The sequence below is a fragment of the Bradyrhizobium sp. CCBAU 11386 genome (genome assembly GCF_028128955.1).
Classification (GTDB): domain Bacteria; phylum Pseudomonadota; class Alphaproteobacteria; order Rhizobiales; family Xanthobacteraceae; genus Bradyrhizobium.
The window spans coordinates 13,282-31,392 of record NZ_LBKA01000216.1 but is presented as its reverse complement, the minus strand read 5'-3'; the positions used below and the strand labels follow the sequence as shown (position 1 = coordinate 31,392).

The following is an 18,111-nucleotide window of genomic DNA, read 5'->3' as shown; positions in this document are numbered from 1 at the left end:
TCTGGCAAAGGTCGCCCGCCCGCGCTATATTGCTGCTATGACTTTTTCGCGTATCACGATCGACCCAGCGGTCTGTACCGGCAAACCCTGTATTCGCGGGCTGCGGTTTCCTGTCGCACGGCTGCTTGGCTTGCTGGCGGCCGGCGAGACTCGTGAAGCCGTTTTGAGCAACTACCCCTACCTCGAACGCGAAGACATCGACGAAGCCTTGCGCTACGCGGCCTTCCTCGCAGACGACGAAGCCGTCGAGCTACATCCCAACGTCCCGGCAAGGTGAGATTCCTCATCGACATGCCGCTCTCGCCGGTGTTGTCGCACTGGCTGACAGAGATGGGGCATGATGCCGTCCACGCGTCCACGATAGGGCTTCATGCTGCGAGCGATACGGAAATCATCGATCGCGCAAGGCAGGAGTCACGCACTGTCATCACCGCGGACCTCGACTATCCTCGCCTGATCGCAACAGCGGGCAGCGACAGTCCCAGCCTCATTCTTTTCCGGGGTGGTGAGTGGACAGAAGCGCACGTCCGAACCAGATTGGCAGAGGTTCTATCCGCCCTGACCGAGGACAAAATCCGGGGCAGTATCATCACCATCGACCGGGATCGTATCCGCCGACGCAGGCTCCCGATCACATAATTCCTACTCGTTCCGCGCGATTGCCGTCAGCTTGGTCATGTTCCTGAGCAAAATACGGCCGCGCTGGAGATCCAGGATCGCGTCCTTGCGCCAGGCCTGAAGCTGGCGGTTGACGCTCTCGCGGGCGGCGCCGACGAAGACGCCGAGCTGCTCCTGCGAGATGTGCACCTCCGAGCCGAAATCGGCGGCGAGTGCGCAGAGCCGCCGTGCCAGCCGAACCGGCAGCGGCTGCAACATGGACTCTTCCATGCGCTCGCTCTGCCAGCGGATGCGCTGGCACAGCAGCGCGATGATCTTGATCGCGACCTTCGGCTCGCGCTCGAGGAAGGCGAGGAAGTCTTCGCGCCGCAGCACGAACAATTCGCTGGCTTCGCCCGCGGTCGCGTCCGCGGTGCGGTTCTGGCCGTCCAGCACCGCGACCTCGCCGAACAGGTCGCCCGACCCCATGAAATTCAGCGTCAGCCGGCTGCCGTCGGAGGCGCCGGTCTCGATGCGGACCTGGCCGCGGCGCACGCCGAACAGCGCGTCCCCGGCATCGCCCTTCTGGAACAGCACCTCGCCGTTCGCCAGATGCTGGGTGTGGCAGAGATTGGACAGCCGCTGGAGCTCGTCTGCGCCGAGATCGGCGAACATCGGGTTCATCTTCAGGATGACCGCAAATTCGGCCTGCTTGCTCATTTCAACTTCCTTGTGAATTTACGTGTCAATTTCACTGGCAAATCGGCTGGAACCATCAACGTCCAGGATCGCGTAAAACCGCGCCGGGGAAGTGTGTCATAAGTCACATAACTTTGCAGCACCCCCTGACTATTTTTGACCGCTTGGAGCGGCTTCCCGTCCCGGGATAAACTCACGCGCATAGGACGGGTGAGCGGCCGGGTTCGGCGCCGTTCGTCCGTCATTGGAAAGTCGACATGAGAGCAGTGAAATTCGCCGGCGCCGCGGTCGCCGCTGTCGCCATCGTGATCGCGCTTCTGCTCGTGGTCGGGATCCCATCGGGCTTCCTGACCTCGACGATTGCGTCGCGGGTCGAGAGCGCGACAGGCTATCGCCTGTCGATCGGCGGCAGCACCAGGATCAGCCTGTGGCCGACGCTGAATGTCACCTTGAACGACCTCACGCTTCAGGATCCGAAGGACCGCAGCGGCATCACGCGCCTCACGGTCGACAGCGTGCAGGCCGACATGTCGCTCTCGAGCGTCTGGTCGGGCCGCCCGAAGATCAGCGAGCTCGTCGTCACCCGTCCCGTGCTCTACCAGCCGCTGCTGCGTGAGCGCCTGCCCAACCCCAGTGCCGCGTCGAAGCCGCTCGCGCTCGACACGGATGGCGCGACCATCGACCGCGTCACGATCACCGACGGCGAGGTCGCATTCGCGCGCGTGCGCGATCGCGTCGAGGGGCGCATCAGCGCCATCAACGCCGACGCGGTCGTCGATCGCGACCGCAAGGTCAACATCACCGGCACCGCGCGCGTCGGCGAGCACCCGACCAAGTTCGACATCAAGGCGACGACGCCGGCGCCGCCAGCCGACCGGCCGACCATCCCGGTGGATTTCGCCATCGACATGCCTGATGTGCTGAAGTCCCGGCTCACCGGTCATGCCGACATGCGGCTGAGCGGCGATCTCGTGATGATCAACGGCGTGAACGGCACGCTCGGCGACGGCGCGTTCAACGGCTGGGCCTCGGTCGACATCGCGAGCAAGCCTCTGGTCAAGGTCGATCTCGACTTCCAGCGGCTCGCGATTCCGCTGGCGAAATCGCCGGACGGCGCGTCCGGGCAGCCCTGGAGCAATGCACCGATCGACGTGTCCGGCCTCAATTATGTCGATGCACAAATCAGGATCTCCGCGAATGAGGCCGTGATCGGCGATGCGCGTCTTGCGCCGCTGGCGCTCGATGCAAAGCTCGCCGGCGGGGTGCTGAAGGCCGGCACCGCCAATCTCGGCGCCTATGGCGGCCAGGTCTCCGGCGAAGTTATCCTGGATGCGACCAGCGGCGCGCCGAGCTTTGCCATGCATTCCGACCTCGTCGGCGTGCGCGCGCTGCCGCTGCTCCAGGGCCTTGCCGAATTCGACCGGATCGACGGCAAGCTGCAAGCCAAGCTCGCATTGCGCAGCGCCGGCACCAGCCAGCGCGCCTTGATGGCGAACATGCAGGGCACGGCCTTCGTCAATTTCCAGGACGGCGCCATCCGCGGCATCAACGTCGCGCAGATGATCCGCTCGCTGACATCGGGCACGCTGTCCGGCTGGCAAGAGAACCAGAACCCCAGCCAGGACCAGAGCACGGATTTGTCGCAGCTCTCGGCCTCCTTCCGCATCGACAAGGGACAGGCGGTGACGACCGATCTCAATCTGATCGGGCCGCTGGTGCGCGTGACCGGCGCGGGCACGATCGCGCTCGACACCAAGATGATGGGCTTTCGCGTCGAGCCGAAGCTGGTGATGACCACCGAAGGCCAGGGCCGCGCCTCCGAGCCGGTCGGATTCGGCATCCCCGTGATGATCCAGGGCAGCTGGTCGCAGCCGCGGATCTACCCTGACATGGCCGGCATGCTCGACAATCCGGACGCCGCCTATGCCAAGCTGCGCGAGATGGGCAAGGGCCTGTTCGGGCCTGATGGCGCCGGGCTCGGCAATATCCTGGGCAGCCTCGGTCTCGGCGGCACGACCGCGCCGGGTGGCGGCAATGCAGGCAGCAACGCCAATCCGCAAACCCAGCAGCCGGGGCAGAACAATCTGCTCGGCGGCCCGCTGGGCGAGGCGATCGGCAATCTGATCCAGCAGGGGCTTTCCAGCGGAGCTGCAACCGGCACTGGCACTGGCACTGCTACTGGCACCGGCCGCAGCCGCAGCCTGCCCGCAACGCCATCCACACCGGCACCGCAGGCCTCGCCCGCGCCGGCCCCCCCGGCCCCGGACGCGCCGCCGGTGGCGCAGCAGGACAGCCAGCCGATGAACGACGTGCTGCGGCAGCTCTTTAATCGATGATTGGCGGACCAACGGGCTGGACTCCACGCCAATCCCTTACCGCGGCTTCGCCATTCCCTGCTTCCTCCGAACGGAGGAGACTGCGACAATTCACCACCCTTTCGGCCCGACCCGGCGTCCGCAGCGGGTAACCACGCTGGCCGGTCCACCGGTCCCGGGACGTCCCTTGGCCCAAATTGTGATAGAAGGGCGGCGGGGCCTGTACGGCCCGTAGCGCCGGCGTCGATGGCGGCGCGAGAGGATCCGGATGGCGGGAGCGAACGACAAGACACGGTTTCTGCGCGAGGGCCTGTTCGCCAAATATGTCGTCTCCCTCGTCGGCCTCGTCGTGTTCGTCCTCGCCGTCAACGGCGCGATGGAGACCTGGATCTCCTATCGCGCCACCAAGACACAGCTGACCGACGGGCTGGAGGACAAGGCCCAGGCCGCGGCCCGGCGCATGGAACAGTCGATCTCCGAGCTCGAGCGCCAGATCAGCTGGGTGACGCGGGCGAGCCAGGACACCCTCGAGAAGCGCCGCGCCGACTACGCGCAGCTCCTGCACCAGGTCGCGGTCGTCAACCAGCTGTTCCAGCTCAACGGCGACGGCCGCGAGGTGCTGCGCGTCTCGCGCCAGTCGACCACGACCGGCGGCAATGCCGATCTCTCCCGCGACATGCGCTTCACCGACACCGTCGCCCGCGGCGTCAGCTACGCGCCGGCCTGGTTCTCCGACCGGGCCCCGTTCATGTCGATCTCGGTGGCGCATTCCGGCTTCAACGCCGGCGTCACGGTGGCCGAGATCGATCTCAGCTTCCTCTCCGAATTGCTGTCCGACGCCCAGGTCGGTAAGGCGGCCTTTGCCTATGTGGTCGATCCGCGCGGCCGCGTGCTGGCAACGTCCACGAAAGGCCCCGATGTCGGCAAGGACCTGTCGAAGCTGCCGCAGGTGGCTGCCGTGATTTCGCCCGGCCGCGAGCCCGACACCTCGGGCACCGACTTCAACGGCCATTCGGTGCTGTCGGCCGCGAGCACCGTGCCGAAACTCGGCTGGAGCGTAATGTTCGAGCAGCCGACCACGCAGGCCCTGACGCCGATCCGCGACCAGCTGGTGCGCATCGCGCTCTTGATCGGCATGGGCCTGATGGTCGCGATCCTCGCCGGCACGCTGCTCGCCCGCCGCATGATCATTCCGATCACGGCGCTGCGCGACGGCGCGCACAAGCTCGGCGAAGGCGATTTCAGCCACCGCATCGACGTGCACACCTCCGACGAGCTGGAAGATCTCGCCGGCCAGTTCAACCGCATGGCTGTTCAGATCCAGGAGACCTATTCGAACCTGGAGACCAAGGTCGAGGAGCGCACCCGCGATCTCGCGCAGTCGATCAACGAGCTCAAGGTTCTGGAAGAGGTCGGCCGCGCGGTCGCCTCCTCGCTCGATCTCAACGCAGTGCTGCCGACGATCGCCGCGCGCGCGATCGAGATCACCCATGCCGACGCGGTGCTGATCTACGGCTTCGATGCCGAGACGCGCCGCTTCAACCTGGTCGAATCCAACGGCATCGACAAATCGGCCGACGGCGCCCACGTCACGATCAACGAAGGCGAGAACATCCTGAGCGATGCCGCGGCGAGCTGTGAGCCGATCGCGCTTGCCGATCTCGACCACGCGGCCGAGCAGCCGCTGCGCGACGTCGCGATCGAGGCCGGCTTCCACTCGGTGCTGGTGGTGCCGCTGGTGGACCAGCAGGGCACGCTCGGCTCGCTGGTGGTGCTGCGTCGCGCCGGCGGCGAATTCGCCGGCAGCATCATCGGCCTGATGCGCACCTTCGCCAACCAGGCCGTGCTGGCGATGCGCAATGCGCGCCTGTTCACCGAGGTCGATCACAAGAGCCACGCGCTGGAGGCGGCGCACGAGACCGTGCGCGCCCAGGCGGACAAGCTGCGCGTGCAGACCGAGCAGCTCAAGGACTGGAACAAGTCGCTGGAGGAGCGCGTCAAGACCCAGCTCGGCGAGATCGAGCGCATCCGCAAGCTCGAGCGGTTCCTGGCACCGCAGGTGGCGCAGTTGATCGCCTCCTCCGACAGCCCCGAGGGGCTGCTCACCAGCCAGCGCCGCGAGGTAACGGTCGTGTTCTGCGACCTGCGCGGCTTCACGGCGTTCACGGAAGCGACCGAGCCGGAAGAGGCGATGAACGTGCTCCGCGAATATCACGCAGCCCTCGGAAAGCTGATCTTCAAATTCGAGGGCACGCTCGACAAATATGCCGGCGACGGCGTGATGATCCTGTTCAACGCGCCGATCCAGTTCGACGACCACACGAAACGCGCGGTGAAGATGGCGGTGGAAATGCGCGACACGATCGGCCCGCTGACCGAGCGCTGGCGCAACCGCGGCCACAGCCTCGGCTTCGGCATCGGCATCGCGCTCGGCTATGCCACGCTCGGCCAGGTCGGCTTCGAGCAGCGGCTGGAATATGCCGCGATCGGCAGCGTCACCAACCTCGCCTCCCGCCTCTGCGGCGAGGCCAAGGCCAACCAGATCGTGGTCAGCCGCCGCGTCTACGGCATCGTCGAGCCCTGGGTCGAGGCGCGCGCGCTCGATGATCTCCAGCTCAAGGGCTTCAACCACCCCGTGCTGGCGATGGAGATCCTGAGCTGGCGCGAGGAAGTGGAGAACGTGGTGGATGCGTCGGCGGCGCGCAGGCGGGGGTGAGTTCTTTCTCAATCCGTGAGGAAGGCAAAATCTCCCCCGGGACGACAGCGGAAATTGAGGCGCCGGTTGCGAATGATATCTGCATCCAATTTGCGGACCGCTCCCACGAACCACATCACCCCTCCTTGCGACTAACCATCGCCTCAACGGCGAGGCAGACTTCGGATGGAGACGATCGTGGCGTTTGCCTTGCCTTCGCGTGCGTATGATCTGCAGATGCTGGACCGGCCCACTGAGCGTGCGCGCGACCAGGGCTGGGTCTATGGGCTGCCGCCGGGCATTGCATCCGAGCAATGGCCGCTCGATCCCGTCACCGGCTATCCGCTGATGCACGGTTTTACGCTTCTGCTGCCGGACGATTATCGCGTTCATGGCGAGGACATCGTCGCGGTGTCGTTCTTCGCCACCGCGCCCGATCACAATGACGGCGGCGCGCCCGACGACCCTGAGATCCGCGAGGCCGTGCTGGCGCGGCCGGCGCATCCGCGCCTGTCGCGCATGACCGACATTCTCGACTACGAATATGCCGCGCTGCTGCTGACCAAGGCTGAATATGACGGCGCGTTCGCGACGCCGCCGGCGCCGCTTGCGCTGGCGACGGCCGACCGGCCGCGCTGGCTCGATGTCGGCGGAGCCTGCGCCTTCTTCGAGGCCGCCGCGCCTTACGCCAAGAAGATGTTCGCCGCTCCGCCGCGCGCCGATCTCACCGAGACCCGCGCGATCGCCTTGACGCCGCGCGCGACCGATCCGAATGCCGGCAAGGGCCCGCAGGACGAGTACACACGCCAGAACCCGCCGACCGGTTATCAGCCCTATTACTATTATGTCGGCGGCGTGCCGGGCCGCGACAATTTCCGCCTGCACGATTGGAGCAAGGACCACGCCCACAACCATCTCGGCGGCACCATGCGGCCGTGCCAGGCGGTGCCGGAGATGAGCCCGTTCTACATCGAGTTCGAGGAATATTTCGGCGGCTACAATTTCGGCGGCGGCAACGCGCAGCTCGACTTCAGGGATATGAAGTTCGACTGGGCGTGCGGGTGATCACGCCCCGCGCTTCGGCCCGATCGCCTCGAAGCCGGCCTTCTGCTCGTCGCTCAAGTCAGCCTCGAAATCGTCGAGCGCGTCGGCAACGCCCTTCACCGCTTGCAGCATCGTCTCCAGCCGCGCCTTCACGGCCGTGAGGCGTCCCTGCGGTGTCGTGGCGGCCGTGGTCGGGCAGGCACTCAGCGTCTCCATGGTGCGCAGCGTGGTGTCCTGGAGCACGTCGAGCCGGGCGCGGCCGATGTCGTCGAGGCGCAGCGTGGACGCGATGTCGGCGACGGGCCATTGCTGCTGCACGAGCTGCTCATACTGGCGCTGCAGCTGGGTGTCATAGCGCGGATCGCTGTCCGCCGCGCAGGCGCTTGCTGCCTGCGCATCCTTGTGCTGGCTTGACGCAAGCGCGGCGCGCGCCTCGTTGGCCAGCGCATCGAATTTTTTCTTCTGGTTCGCGTCGAGCAGATCGACAAATCTGGCAAGCGGCGGTGCGATTGCGTCCGTTGCCTTGATCATGGCCTCGAGGCGCTCGCGCATCAGGCCGAGGCGCTCCGATGCGCTCGCCGGCACCTGTGCCGGGCAGGACGCGCGAATGCTGTCGCGGGCAGCTAGCCAGGCGGCGCTGAGCTCGTCGAGCGCGGTGCGCTGCAATTCGTTCGGCTGCACGGCGGCCGTGATGCGATCCGCAGGGAAGCCGGCGGGATCGCTGACATCACAGATGTTCTGTGCCGACGGAATCCTGCGCGCAAGCCTGCTTTGCGGCGCGGTGTAGGCGGCAAGCTCCTTGGCCGCATAGGGCGAGAAGATCGCCGCGTAGATGTCGCCGTAGCCATAGAGCGAGATGCTGGTCGTGTGTCCGAGGATGACGGCATTGGCGAGATCGTCATGTGCGAGCGGCCAGAACACCGGACCGGCCCAGCCATAGCTGCCGTCGGGGTGGCGCCACCAGCCCTGCGGTCGGCGGCCGCCACGCCAGCCCGACAGCGCCGCTTGCGCCGTGAGTGCCGCACGCAGGATGGCGGGATTGGGCGGTTGCCGGCTCTCGGCACCACGGGGATCCTGGGAGCGCAACGCGGCGGAGCGGTATCGGCCGCCCCGCACCGCCATGCGGGCATGGCGCAGGCGCGTCATGCCGATGACGTGGCCGACGGCGAACCGCGCGACGCCGAGCGGCCCGCCGCGCAATCCGAACTGTGCTTCGGCCCTGTTCGGCAGCAGTACGGCCAGAATGGCAAGGGCGGCACCCGCCAGCGCGAGGCGCATCCGTGATCCCGACATGACCGCTGACCTGACCACCTTGGCCCCTCCTCCAGCGCCAAGCGCGAACCACCTCGCATCACATGACGCGCGGGGGAACCAAAGGTTCCGGGAGTGCGAGGGTCAAAGCGTCGCGGCGGTGAGAATCCTGACTGTCCATGCCGTCGCGGAGATGACCCCTCACCCCAACCTTCTCAGCGTGAGCGAAGCTCGTCGCGCCCCCGTAAGGACGGGAAGAGGGAGAGGAACGATCGCAATCATGGCTATAGGACAATCATGGCTATAGGAGATGCATTCGCGTCGGCGAAGTGCCGCGCTCACTCCGCCTTTTGCGGCAGCACAAAAGTCTGGCCGGGATAGATCAGGTTCGGGTTGTGGATCTTGTCGCGGTTGGCCTTGAAGATCACCGCGTAGCGGGCGCCGTCGCCGTAGGCGAGCCGGCTGAGCGCCCACAGGCTGTCGCCGCGGGAGATCACCCGGCTGCCGCCCGCCTCTGCCGGTGTGCCGCTGAGGGCGTCGCCCGGCGAAGCCGAGGCGACCGTCGTGGCGGCAGGCGCTCGCGCCATGCCCCTTGGTTTCGGTGCCCCCATCATCCTGGGCCGCGCCGCGGGCCTGTCCGATGCCGACGGCAAGGATGCCACGACATCCGATTTTTCGTCCGGCGTCTCGGCCCGCTTCGTTTCCCGCTTGGGAGTGGGCGGTGCAACACGCGCCGGCGGCGGCACCGCCTCCGCGATCGTCACCGGCATGGTGCGGCCGGACTGCGTGACGGTGCCATCCGGCGCCTTGGCGCGCAGTGTCAGCTCATAGCTGCCGGCGGGGAGCTGCGGCGGCGTCATGACGAACTGGCCTGACGCATCGGCGACGACCGAATGGAGCGGCTGGCCGTCGCGCAGCAGCTCGACTGTTGCGCCCGGCGTGGCCCGGCCCGCGATCACCGCCGCTTCGCCATGGTCGTCGACGCGGGCGACGTCGAAGCGGGGACCGGCGTCGGCCGCAGCCGCCGGCGGCTTGACCGGCACGAGATCGGCCAGTGCCGTGACCTGCTTTTGCGTCTCGGCCACTGGACTCGCCGGCTTCGGCGCAGGCGACGCGGGCGGCGCGCCGGCGGCGAGCTTCGGTCCTTCGGACTCCTGCTCTGCCTTGGTCTCGGCTTTAGGTTCAGCTTTGGCGGCGGCCTTGGCCTCAGGCTTGGCCTCGGGCCTAGCTGCGACGGCGATCTCGGTGTTCGTCCCGCCCGGCAACAGGCGGCGCAGCTCGGTGGGGCCGATCACCAGCACGGTGCCGACCACCGCGAGCAGGCAGAATGCAACGAAAGCCTTGGAAGCGGTCATCATCAGAAAGCGGACCCTTGGTGGCAAATCGGCCGATGACGGCAAGTTGCGCCGATTTGGCCACGGCAGCAAGACGGTCGAAGGGATTAGCGCGGATGAACCGGCGCGGCCCCGTCGGCGTCAAATGATCGAGGCCGCATCGCGGCCTATTTTTCGAGGATTTTTTCCGTGAACGCATTTTCCCGCCCGGCCCGATGGCTGGCGCTCGCCGCGCTGCTCGCCGCTTCCCCCGCGCTCGCCGCCTCCGGCCCGCCGCCGGACTACATCCTCACCAACAATGCCGGCCTCGCCTTCACCTCGCCCGATGGCGCCACCAAGATCGAGCAGTACATGAAGGACGGCGGGGATTGGGACGTCAAATGGCAGGCCTGGGCGAGGAACGGCGAGCGGATGACGGAGCTGAAGCCCGAGCAGGGCTTCGGGGCCGGCTTCCGCTTCACCAGCGACTCGCAATGGCTGGTGCGGATGCAGAAGACCGGCTCGGGCGAGCAGGACCTCTATCTCTACCATGTCGAGAAGGGCGCCTTCGCGAGCACGACGAAGAAGCCGCTCAGCGATCTCGCCTGGGCCTATTTCTACGGCCGGCCGGAGACGAAGAGGTTCGCCAAGCTCGACTTCCACATCTCGGCCAATCTCATGGAGGGTACGGAAGAGGCCTATCGCTCGCTCGGCATGGACTGGCCCAACAACCGCTACCTCGTGATCTCGCTGTCGGGCGAATATGACAATCATCCCAAGAACGTCGCCATGAAGGGACTGGGCGGCTGGCGATGCCGCTATGATCTCGAGACCGGAAAGTTCGACGTGCCCAAGACGTTCGCCAAGGCCAATGCGGAAGCCTTGAAGTGGGAAATCCGCCGGTGATCCACCGGAATCGCGTCAACCCAGCCTACGGAGCTCTCGGCGATCGAGGGAACCCAACCCTCTGATTCCGTTCCGATTCATGTTTCCCTAACCCTTACTGGTAACGGGGTCTTGTCGGTTTTGCTGCATCTTGCATCCCACGGGAGGGCTGGATGGGCACATCGATCCGATGGACCGCGCGGATGCGCGCGTTGCTCCGCCGTTGGCGCGGCGCGCCGCTGACATGGCTGATCGTCGGCGGCTTCGTGCTGATGGCTGCAACCGCCGTCGGCACCGCGCTCACCGTCGACCGCTTCCGGCAGAATGCGATCGAGAGCGGCCGCGACAGCCTGGAGAGCGCCGTCCGCCTGCTGGCCCGCCATTTCGACCGCGAGTTCGAGGATTTCGCGGTGCTCCAGAAGAGCATCATCGCCGAACTCGAAAGCCACGGCATCGCCTCCGCCGACGCCTTCCGCAGCGAGATGGGCACCCTCGCGATGCACGAGGTGTTGCGCGCAAAAGCCAGCGGCTGGTCCGACGTCGCCGGCGCCAATGTCTTCGACGCCGACGGCGTGCTCATCAACTCGTCGCGGCGCTGGCCGGTCGCCGACATCTCGGTCGCCGACCGCGGCTACTTCAACCGCCTCAAGAACGATCCGGCTGCGCAGGAGGAGATCGAGGTCGTGCCCGGACGGCTCGGCAACGGACCGGCGATCGTGTTCGCGCGGCGTGTCTCCGGCCCGCACGGCGAATTCCTTGGGCTGGTCTCGCGCGGCGTCGCGCCCGACCAGCTCGAATCCTTCTTTGCCTCGACCGGGCTCGGCGACGATTCCTCGATCGCGATGCACCACCAGAACGGCCAGCTGCTCGCGCGCATTCCGCATATCGACGCCATGATCGGGCAGAATTTTCGCAAGGGCACGCCGGAGCAGATGGCGGTGTTCGAGCGCACCTTCGTCACGATGCAGCTCGCAAGCCCGATCGACGGCAAGGATCGTATCGTCGCCTCGCGCCTCCTGACTGGCGAGCCGCTGGTCGTGGTCGCGACCAGGTCGCTGGATGCGACGCTCGCCACCTGGCGCACGCAAACGAAATTCTTCGTCATGGTGGCCGTGCTGTCGATCGGCCTGCTCGTACTGACGCTGTTCCTGATCTTCCGCCAGGTGACTCGCCGGCTCTCGCTGGAGAAGCAGCGGCTCGACACCGCGCTGAACACGATGACGCAGGGCCTTCTGATGTTCGACCAGGACGAGCGGCTGATCGTCTGCAACCGGCGCTACATCGAGATGTACCGGCTGTCGACCGACGTGGTGAAGCCCGGAGCCTATTTCCGCGACGTGATCCAGCACCGCCACGACACCGGCTCGTTCGACGGCGACGTCGATTCCTATTGCGACGGCATTTTGGGCAATGTCGGACGGACCCAGAGCGCGATCGTCGAGACCGCCGAGGGCCGCCTGATCGAGATCAAGAACCAGCCCGGCGCCGCCGGCGGCTGGCTCGCCACCCATGACGACGTCACCGAGCGCATCCGCGCCGACGAACGCATCGCGCATATGGCGCATTACGACGCGCTGACCGACCTGCCCAATCGCGTGCTGATGCGCGGCCATCTGGAACGCCGCGTGGCGGAGCTTGCCGAGGGCAAGCCGTTCGCGATCCTCTATATCGACGTCGACGAGTTCAAGGGCGTCAACGATTCGCTCGGACATGAGGTCGGCGACGAGCTGCTGCGCCAGGTCGCGAACCGCCTGCGCGCCTGCGTCAGCGGCAACGACCTCGTCGCGCGGCTGGGCGGCGACGAATTCGCCATCGTCAAGGCCGGCACCAGCGACCAGGCCGAGCTGACGGCGCTGGCGGAAACGATCCTCAACGCGTTGCGTGCGCCCGTGAACTGCAAGGGCCAGGAGGTTCCGACCGATGCCAGCATCGGCATCGCGATCGCGCCCGACCACGGCGACAATCTCGACGATCTGCTCAAGCGCGCCGATCTGGCGATGTACGCCGCCAAATCCGAGGGCCGCCGCACCTTCCGCGTCTTCACGCCCGAATACGACGCCAAGGCGCGGCTGCGCCGGCAGCTCGAGCTCGATCTGCGGCAGGCGCTGACGCGCGGCGAGTTCGAGGTGCACTATCAGCCGCCGCTGGTCGATCTTGCGGCCAACGTCGTCACCGGCTGCGAGGCGCTGCTGCGCTGGCACCATCCGGAGCGCGGCATGGTCTCGCCCGCCGACTTCATTCCGGTCGCGGAAGACACCGGACTGATCGGCGAGATCGGCGAATGGGTGCTCAAGCAGGCCTGCACGGAGGCGGCCTCCTGGCCCGGCGATATCCACATCGCCGTCAACGTCTCGCCGGTGCAGTTCCGTTCCAAGACGCTGGCGCTCAAGGTCGCCGCCGCGCTTGCCGAGTCGGGCCTGGCGCCCGGGCGGCTCGAGCTCGAGGTCACCGAAACCGTGCTCATTCGCGACGACGAGGAGGCGCTGACGATTCTCCAGCAGCTGCGCGAGCTCGGCGTGCGCATCGCGCTCGACGATTTCGGCACCGGCTATTCGTCGCTGAGCTATCTGCACCGCTTCCCCTTCGACAAGATCAAGATCGACCGCAGCTTCATCAGCGACATCGGCGAGCCCGAGGACTCATCTCCGATCGTGCAGGCCGTGGTGCACATGGCCGCCGCCCGCCGGATGGCGACGACGGCCGAAGGCGTCGAGACCGAGGCGCAGCGCGAGGTGCTGCGGCAGCTCGGATGCAGCCAGATGCAGGGCTGGCTGTTCAGCCCGGCCGTCCCCGCCGCAAAGCTGAAGCAATTGCTGTCGGCGCAGGCGGCGGCTTAGGGCATATCCCCCGCCCCGTATCAGCCCCGCCGTTGCCAGCCCGGATCGGCTTCAGACGGCGAATTGACGCGCAGGGAAGCCTTATCGATTGACACGGCGGCCCGGGAGTGTTCACGTCGCCCCCGAACTGTATCGCGGCGACAAGCAGCTCGCGTGTTCGAGGCCGGCGCGGAAGATCGCCGTCACTGTCATCCTCACGATCGCAATGAAGCTCCTGCGCAATAGGCTGCGTGCAGGACTGCCGCATTTCGCAGCCCGACAAGGAGACACAATTGCAGGTACTTGTTCGCGACAACAACGTCGACCAGGCGCTTCGTGTCCTGAAGAAGAAGATGCAGCGCGAGGGCGTGTTTCGGGAAATGAAGCAGCGGCGCTCCTACGAGAAGCCGTCGGAGCGGAAGACGCGCGAAAAATCCGAGGCCATTCGCCGCGCCCGCAAGCTCGCTCGCAAGCAGGCGATCAGGGAAGGCTTGCTGCCGGCGCCCCCGAAGAAGAAGCTTCCGGAGCGCAAGCCGCCGCTGCCGCAGACGGCCAGGCCCGCGGGCTGAAACAGCGGCACGACATCGCCGTGAGACCGACCGGGCAACGAGAACGAGCCGGCATCGCTGCTGCGCATCTTGTATCCGGGAAGATGGTCCATATCTCATCGGCATGATGACGCTCACACTCGTCCAGGACCAGGCTATCCAGGCGCTCATGGCAGGCATCGTCGGTGCCGAGACGTTCGATCGGGTCTTCGCGGGCATCCGCTTCGACAAGATCGAGGGCACGATGCTCTACGCCTTCGCCGGGAATGAGGAGGTCGCATCCGATATCGAGGACAGCTACTCGTCCTACATCGCCGCGGTCGCATCGCAGGTGCTGGACAAGCAGGTTGACGTCGTCATCGTGATGCCGAAAGTGCTGCAATAGGGTTCATCGACCGAGACGGCGCAAACCCGCCGTCCGTCTCGCCCCGCGGCATCGCCCCACCCTCCTGACCTCATGGCGCCACCGACAAGAGCGGTGGCGTGACCTCGAAATAAATCGCGCTACCTCTTCGGTACAAGAACAAGAGGAAGCGCCAATCGTGTACGACTACATTATCGTGGGCGGCGGCTCGGCGGGGTCCGTGCTGGCCCACCGGCTCTCCGCGAAGAGTGCCAACAAGGTCCTGCTCTGCGAAGCCGGACAGGACACACCACCCGGCAACGAGCCGGCCGAGATCAGGGACAGCTATCCGGGCACGGCCTATTTCGATCCGCGCTTCCACTGGACCGAGCTCAAGGTCACGACCCAAATCGTCAGCCACAACAATCCGACCGTAGGCCGCCCTCCGTTACGCAAATACGAGCAGGCGCGCGTGCTGGGCGGCGGCTCGTCCATCAACGGCCAGATGGCCCTGATGTCGGCGGAGAAGATCGCTGCGACGATGCAATAACTCTCGTGTCCCGGGCGCAGCGTGCAACGATGCGCTGCGCCCGGCAACCCAGTCTCGCGCCTCGCCATGGGCCCCGGATCAGCAGCGCATCACGCCGCGAAGGGCGGCGCGCTGCGCAGCATCCGGGGGCGCGCGAGCGGAACGGAGTCGCGCTACGCCGCCCTGAGATCGCCGACGAAGCGGTCGACGTCGCGCTTGAGATCGTCCGACAGGCGCGCCAGCATCTTGGCGGAATCCAGCACCTCGCCGGCGGCGGCGCCGGTCTGGCCGGCGGCTTGCGAGACGCCGGAGATGTGGCGCGAGACCTCGTTGGTGCCTTGCGAGGCCTGCTGCACGTTGCGCGCGATCTCGCGGGTCGCGGCGCCCTGCTGCTCGACGGCCGCCGCGATCGCCGCCGCAATCTCGTTGACCTGCTGGATGGTGGAGCCGATCGATCGGATCGCGGTCACCGAGGACTGGGTTGCGCCCTGGATCGCGGCGACCTGGCCGGTGATCTCCTCGGTCGCCTTCGCGGTCTGCGTAGCGAGGTTCTTCACTTCGGATGCCACCACCGCAAAGCCGCGGCCGGCTTCGCCGGCGCGTGCGGCCTCGATAGTGGCATTGAGCGCGAGCAGATTGGTCTGCTCGGCAATGCCGGTGATCAGCGCGACGACGTCGCCGATGCGCTGCGCGGCATCGGCCAGCGCCTGCACCTCGGCATTGGTGCGGTCGGCTTCGGCCGAAGCGGCACCGGCAATGCTGGAGGATTCGGCGACCTGACGGCTGATCTCGCTGATCGAGGCCGAGAGCTGCTCGGTGGCGGCGGCAACCGTCTGCACATTGGAGGAGGCATCGCCCGAGAGGCTCGCGACCGAGGCCGCCTTAGACGAGCCCTGCTCGGCGGTTGACGACATCGACTGCGCGGTGGCGTTCAGCTCGCCGGAGGCGGAGGCCAGCGTGTGCAGCGATTCCGTCACGGTCTTCTCGAACTGTTCGATCAGTCGTTCGACGGCGAGCTGCCGCCGCTCCTTCTTTGCCTGCTCGGCGGCCTGTTCCTCGGCGAGGCGGTCGCCGGTGATCATGTTCTCCCTGAACACGGCCACCGCGCGCGACATCTCCCCGATCTCGTCGCCGCGCTCGATGCCGGCGAGCTCGATCGCATAATCGCGCTCGGCGAGGCGGCGCATCGCCTGCGTCATCTTGCGGATCGGCGTGCTGACGCGGCGATTGACGAGGATGAAGCCGAACAATGTGATGGCGAGTGCGACCAGCATCATGCCGCCGTTGAGCGCCAGGCTCCATTTCGCGGAAGTCATCTGCTGCCCGGCACGGGCGACCATCTCGGCGAGCGCGGCCTGGCCGGCCTCGACGCTGGAATTGAGGAGGGCGGTGTTGAGCTTCGCCAGATCCTCGATCTTGATGTCGATGGTCTGGTTGTTGCTCAGCGCCTTGATGAAGCCCTGCTGGCGCTCGGCCATGGCCGCGGCCTCGCCCTGCTTCGAGCGCGCGATCACTTCGGTGAGGCTTGCGGGCGCATCAGGGCGAGCGGCTGCGTCGAGCACCTGGCTCCAGGCCTGCTTGGCGCGGCCGGTATCCTCGGCGGCGCCGACCATGTCGGCGGCGCTCCAGGGCTTGCCGCTCGCGGCCGCAGCTTCCAGGCGGATGGCGACGAAGCCGCCGAAATTGCGCGCGGCCCAGGCCGACTGCTTCACGGCGAGCAGATGATCGACCACGGGATCGGTGAGCTTGAGCGCGTTCTCGAGCTCGGCAGTCAGTGCCAGGATGGCGTCGAGATAATCCTGCGCGGCCTTGCGGAACTCGTCGCCGACCTTTGGATCACGCTCCGCCTTGGCCTGATGGATGGCGGCCTCGGCCTTGGGCCGCAACGGCGCGAGCGCGTCGTGGATCGCGACGAGCTTGCCTAGCGCACCGGCGAGGCGCGGATCGGAGACGCCATCGAGACGCTCGAGCACGCTTTTGTAGGCGGCTTCCGACAACTGCCGGTTGGTGGCGATGCGGTTATCGGCATTGGCATTGGCCGGCGCGTCCGCCACAAGTGCCGACAGGAAAGTGCCGCGTTCGAGGCGGAAGCCGAGCAGGGTCGCAAACAGCTGCTGGTCGGTGCTGGCGAAACGTTCGACCTTCTGCGCAGCGGCGTCGCGCGCGACGGCCCCAAACAGCCCGCTCACGAGCTGTCCGACCAGGAACAGGCCGAGGACGCCGATGATGGCACCGAGAACAGAGCGAATGGAGGGATTGCCGAACAATGCCATGGGAAGCGCCGGGTCTCTGCCGAAAAGATGCAGAAAAATACCGGTCGGCTCCTAAGAATTCGTTCACCAAATGCGCCCCCGCCCACAGGGGGCGAGCCGCCCAAGACGAACTACCGAGATGAAGGTCTGAAGCGGGTCCGGCTCATTTCACCTGCTTGGCGGCATGGATCTCGACGAACTCGGCGTCGGGATGCGTGACGATGGTGGTGAACATGATGCCGCTGATGATGAGCGACCAGGCGGTGTCCCAATAAATCCAAAACACGTGCCAGCCTCCGTTTTTGGCGTCCTCCGCCCGCGAGACCGAGGTAACGGCGGCAGGGGCTTGCCGTTCCCGAGCGGTCACGTGGCCACCTGCGGCTTGCGATGTGCAGGCGACGCGCAGCGCTATTTGGAATTGGTCGGCGCGGCCTTGCGATCGGTTTGACCGGTGTGGCGCTTTGCCACGACGTCTTCGTCCCGCGAGCCTTTGCGCGGGCGCGGCGGCGGCTTGCCCGGCTGTGAACGAGTTCATAGGGGCGCGGCCGTTTGCAGTGCACGATGACTCGCAGCGCCCCGGCGCATCGAACATTCGACGGACGGATTCTGGCCTGATGCGCAAACGACTCGTCGCCTGGACCATCCTGACCTCGGCATTGCTCGCGATCGTCGTGTGGACCGTGCTCGGACCGCCCGGCCAGCCGGCCGGCCCGCATCTGCACTTCCGCAACCTGACGGCCGCGGTGCGATAGCCGCCTTCGGCGCGATGCAACCGATACAATTTCGGCATCGATCGATCCCATTTGGAATTTGGTGCAGCGAGG

General features: G+C 66.5%; 15 protein-coding genes and 1 pseudogene. 11 read left to right on the top strand and 5 right to left on the bottom strand.

Annotated elements, in window-relative coordinates:
• The first annotated feature begins 37 nt into the window (after positions 1–37).
• Both XI09_RS17890 and XI09_RS17885 read left to right on the top strand, forming a co-directional pair.
• Positions 38–277: a DUF433 domain-containing protein gene (locus XI09_RS17890; protein ID WP_271567999.1), complete on the top strand. Its 240-nt coding sequence runs from the start codon at positions 38–40 to the stop codon at positions 275–277.
• Positions 274–639 (top strand): DUF5615 family PIN-like protein, encoded by a 366-nt coding sequence (locus tag XI09_RS17885; protein ID WP_271567998.1) that lies wholly within the window; start codon positions 274–276, stop codon positions 637–639. The genes XI09_RS17890 and XI09_RS17885 overlap by 4 nt, the downstream gene beginning before the upstream one ends.
• Before the next feature lie 3 nt (positions 640–642).
• On the opposite strand, the gene XI09_RS17880 is transcribed toward XI09_RS17885, so the two are convergent.
• Positions 643–1,317: a Crp/Fnr family transcriptional regulator gene (locus XI09_RS17880; protein ID WP_271567997.1), complete on the bottom strand. Its 675-nt coding sequence runs from the start codon at positions 1,315–1,317 to the stop codon at positions 643–645.
• A 236-nt stretch (positions 1,318–1,553) separates the two neighbouring features.
• Here XI09_RS17880 and XI09_RS17875 point away from each other — a divergent pair, with 236 nt between their 5' ends.
• The 3 genes from XI09_RS17875 to XI09_RS17865 all read left to right on the top strand — a co-directional run bounded on the left by XI09_RS17875 (position 1,554) and on the right by XI09_RS17865 (position 7,371).
• Positions 1,554–3,632, top strand: a complete 2,079-nt coding sequence (locus XI09_RS17875) for an AsmA family protein (protein ID WP_271567996.1) — start codon at positions 1,554–1,556, stop codon at positions 3,630–3,632.
• Between the two features lie 247 nt (positions 3,633–3,879).
• The gene (locus XI09_RS17870) at positions 3,880–6,327 is read left to right on the top strand and encodes an adenylate/guanylate cyclase domain-containing protein (protein ID WP_271567995.1); all 2,448 of its coding nucleotides are present in this window, start codon (positions 3,880–3,882) and stop codon (positions 6,325–6,327) included.
• Positions 6,328–6,504: 177 nt separating this feature from the next.
• Positions 6,505–7,371, top strand: coding sequence for a hypothetical protein (locus XI09_RS17865; protein WP_271567994.1), 867 nt, complete (start codon positions 6,505–6,507; stop codon positions 7,369–7,371).
• On the opposite strand, the gene XI09_RS17860 is transcribed toward XI09_RS17865, so the two are convergent.
• Entirely contained in the window at positions 7,372–8,643 is a 1,272-nt protein-coding gene (locus XI09_RS17860; RefSeq protein WP_271567993.1) for a Spy/CpxP family protein refolding chaperone, read from the bottom strand.
• Positions 8,644–8,939: 296 nt separating this feature from the next.
• Entirely contained in the window at positions 8,940–9,959 is a 1,020-nt protein-coding gene (locus XI09_RS17855) for a LysM peptidoglycan-binding domain-containing protein (protein WP_271567992.1), read from the bottom strand.
• 165 nt (positions 9,960–10,124) lie between these two features.
• Between XI09_RS17855 and XI09_RS17850 the strand changes: the two genes are divergently transcribed.
• The 5 genes and pseudogenes from XI09_RS17850 to XI09_RS17830 form a co-directional block, all read left to right on the top strand.
• Complete coding sequence (locus XI09_RS17850) at positions 10,125–10,820, top strand: hypothetical protein (protein WP_271567991.1); 696 nt, start codon at positions 10,125–10,127, stop codon at positions 10,818–10,820.
• A 152-nt stretch (positions 10,821–10,972) separates the two neighbouring features.
• Complete coding sequence (locus XI09_RS17845; protein ID WP_271567990.1) at positions 10,973–13,636, top strand: bifunctional diguanylate cyclase/phosphodiesterase; 2,664 nt, start codon at positions 10,973–10,975, stop codon at positions 13,634–13,636.
• 272 nt (positions 13,637–13,908) lie between these two features.
• Positions 13,909–14,184 carry a 30S ribosomal protein S21 gene (rpsU, locus tag XI09_RS17840; RefSeq protein ID WP_271567989.1) on the top strand — a complete coding sequence of 92 codons (276 nt, stop codon included), beginning with the start codon at positions 13,909–13,911 and terminating at the stop codon, positions 14,182–14,184.
• Positions 14,185–14,287: 103 nt separating this feature from the next.
• Complete coding sequence (locus XI09_RS17835; protein WP_271567988.1) at positions 14,288–14,548, top strand: hypothetical protein; 261 nt, start codon at positions 14,288–14,290, stop codon at positions 14,546–14,548.
• A 157-nt stretch (positions 14,549–14,705) separates the two neighbouring features.
• A pseudogene (locus XI09_RS17830) lies at positions 14,706–15,017 on the top strand (lycopene cyclase family protein); the annotation flags it as partial.
• Between the two features lie 191 nt (positions 15,018–15,208).
• On the opposite strand, the gene XI09_RS17825 reads toward XI09_RS17830, so the two are convergent.
• The gene (locus XI09_RS17825; protein WP_271567986.1) at positions 15,209–17,308 is read right to left on the bottom strand and encodes a methyl-accepting chemotaxis protein; all 2,100 of its coding nucleotides are present in this window, start codon (positions 17,306–17,308) and stop codon (positions 15,209–15,211) included.
• A gap of 142 nt (positions 17,309–17,450) precedes the next feature.
• Positions 17,451–17,573: a hypothetical protein gene (locus tag XI09_RS17820; protein ID WP_271567985.1), complete on the bottom strand. Its 123-nt coding sequence runs from the start codon at positions 17,571–17,573 to the stop codon at positions 17,451–17,453.
• A gap of 328 nt (positions 17,574–17,901) precedes the next feature.
• On the opposite strand from XI09_RS17820, the gene XI09_RS17815 reads away from it, so the two are divergent.
• Complete coding sequence (locus XI09_RS17815) at positions 17,902–18,039, top strand: hypothetical protein (RefSeq protein WP_271567984.1); 138 nt, start codon at positions 17,902–17,904, stop codon at positions 18,037–18,039.
• Positions 18,040–18,111 lie beyond the last annotated feature (72 nt).

Bases quoted from the DNA above. Each gene is read 5' to 3' on its own strand.
- XI09_RS17890 (WP_271567999.1), top strand. From the start codon at position 38: ATGACTTTTTCGCGTATCACGATCGACCCAGCGGTCTGTACCGGCAAA.
- XI09_RS17880 (WP_271567997.1), bottom strand. From the start codon at position 1,317: ATGAGCAAGCAGGCCGAATTTGCGGTCATCCTGAAGATGAACCCGATG.
- XI09_RS17875 (WP_271567996.1), top strand. From the start codon at position 1,554: ATGAGAGCAGTGAAATTCGCCGGCGCCGCGGTCGCCGCTGTCGCCATC.
- XI09_RS17870 (WP_271567995.1), top strand. From the start codon at position 3,880: ATGGCGGGAGCGAACGACAAGACACGGTTTCTGCGCGAGGGCCTGTTC.
- XI09_RS17860 (WP_271567993.1), bottom strand. From the start codon at position 8,643: ATGTCGGGATCACGGATGCGCCTCGCGCTGGCGGGTGCCGCCCTTGCC.
- XI09_RS17855 (WP_271567992.1), bottom strand. From the start codon at position 9,959: ATGATGACCGCTTCCAAGGCTTTCGTTGCATTCTGCCTGCTCGCGGTG.
- XI09_RS17845 (WP_271567990.1), top strand. From the start codon at position 10,973: ATGGGCACATCGATCCGATGGACCGCGCGGATGCGCGCGTTGCTCCGC.
- XI09_RS17835 (WP_271567988.1), top strand. From the start codon at position 14,288: ATGATGACGCTCACACTCGTCCAGGACCAGGCTATCCAGGCGCTCATG.
- XI09_RS17825 (WP_271567986.1), bottom strand. From the start codon at position 17,308: ATGGCATTGTTCGGCAATCCCTCCATTCGCTCTGTTCTCGGTGCCATC.
- XI09_RS17815 (WP_271567984.1), top strand. From the start codon at position 17,902: ATGCGCAAACGACTCGTCGCCTGGACCATCCTGACCTCGGCATTGCTC.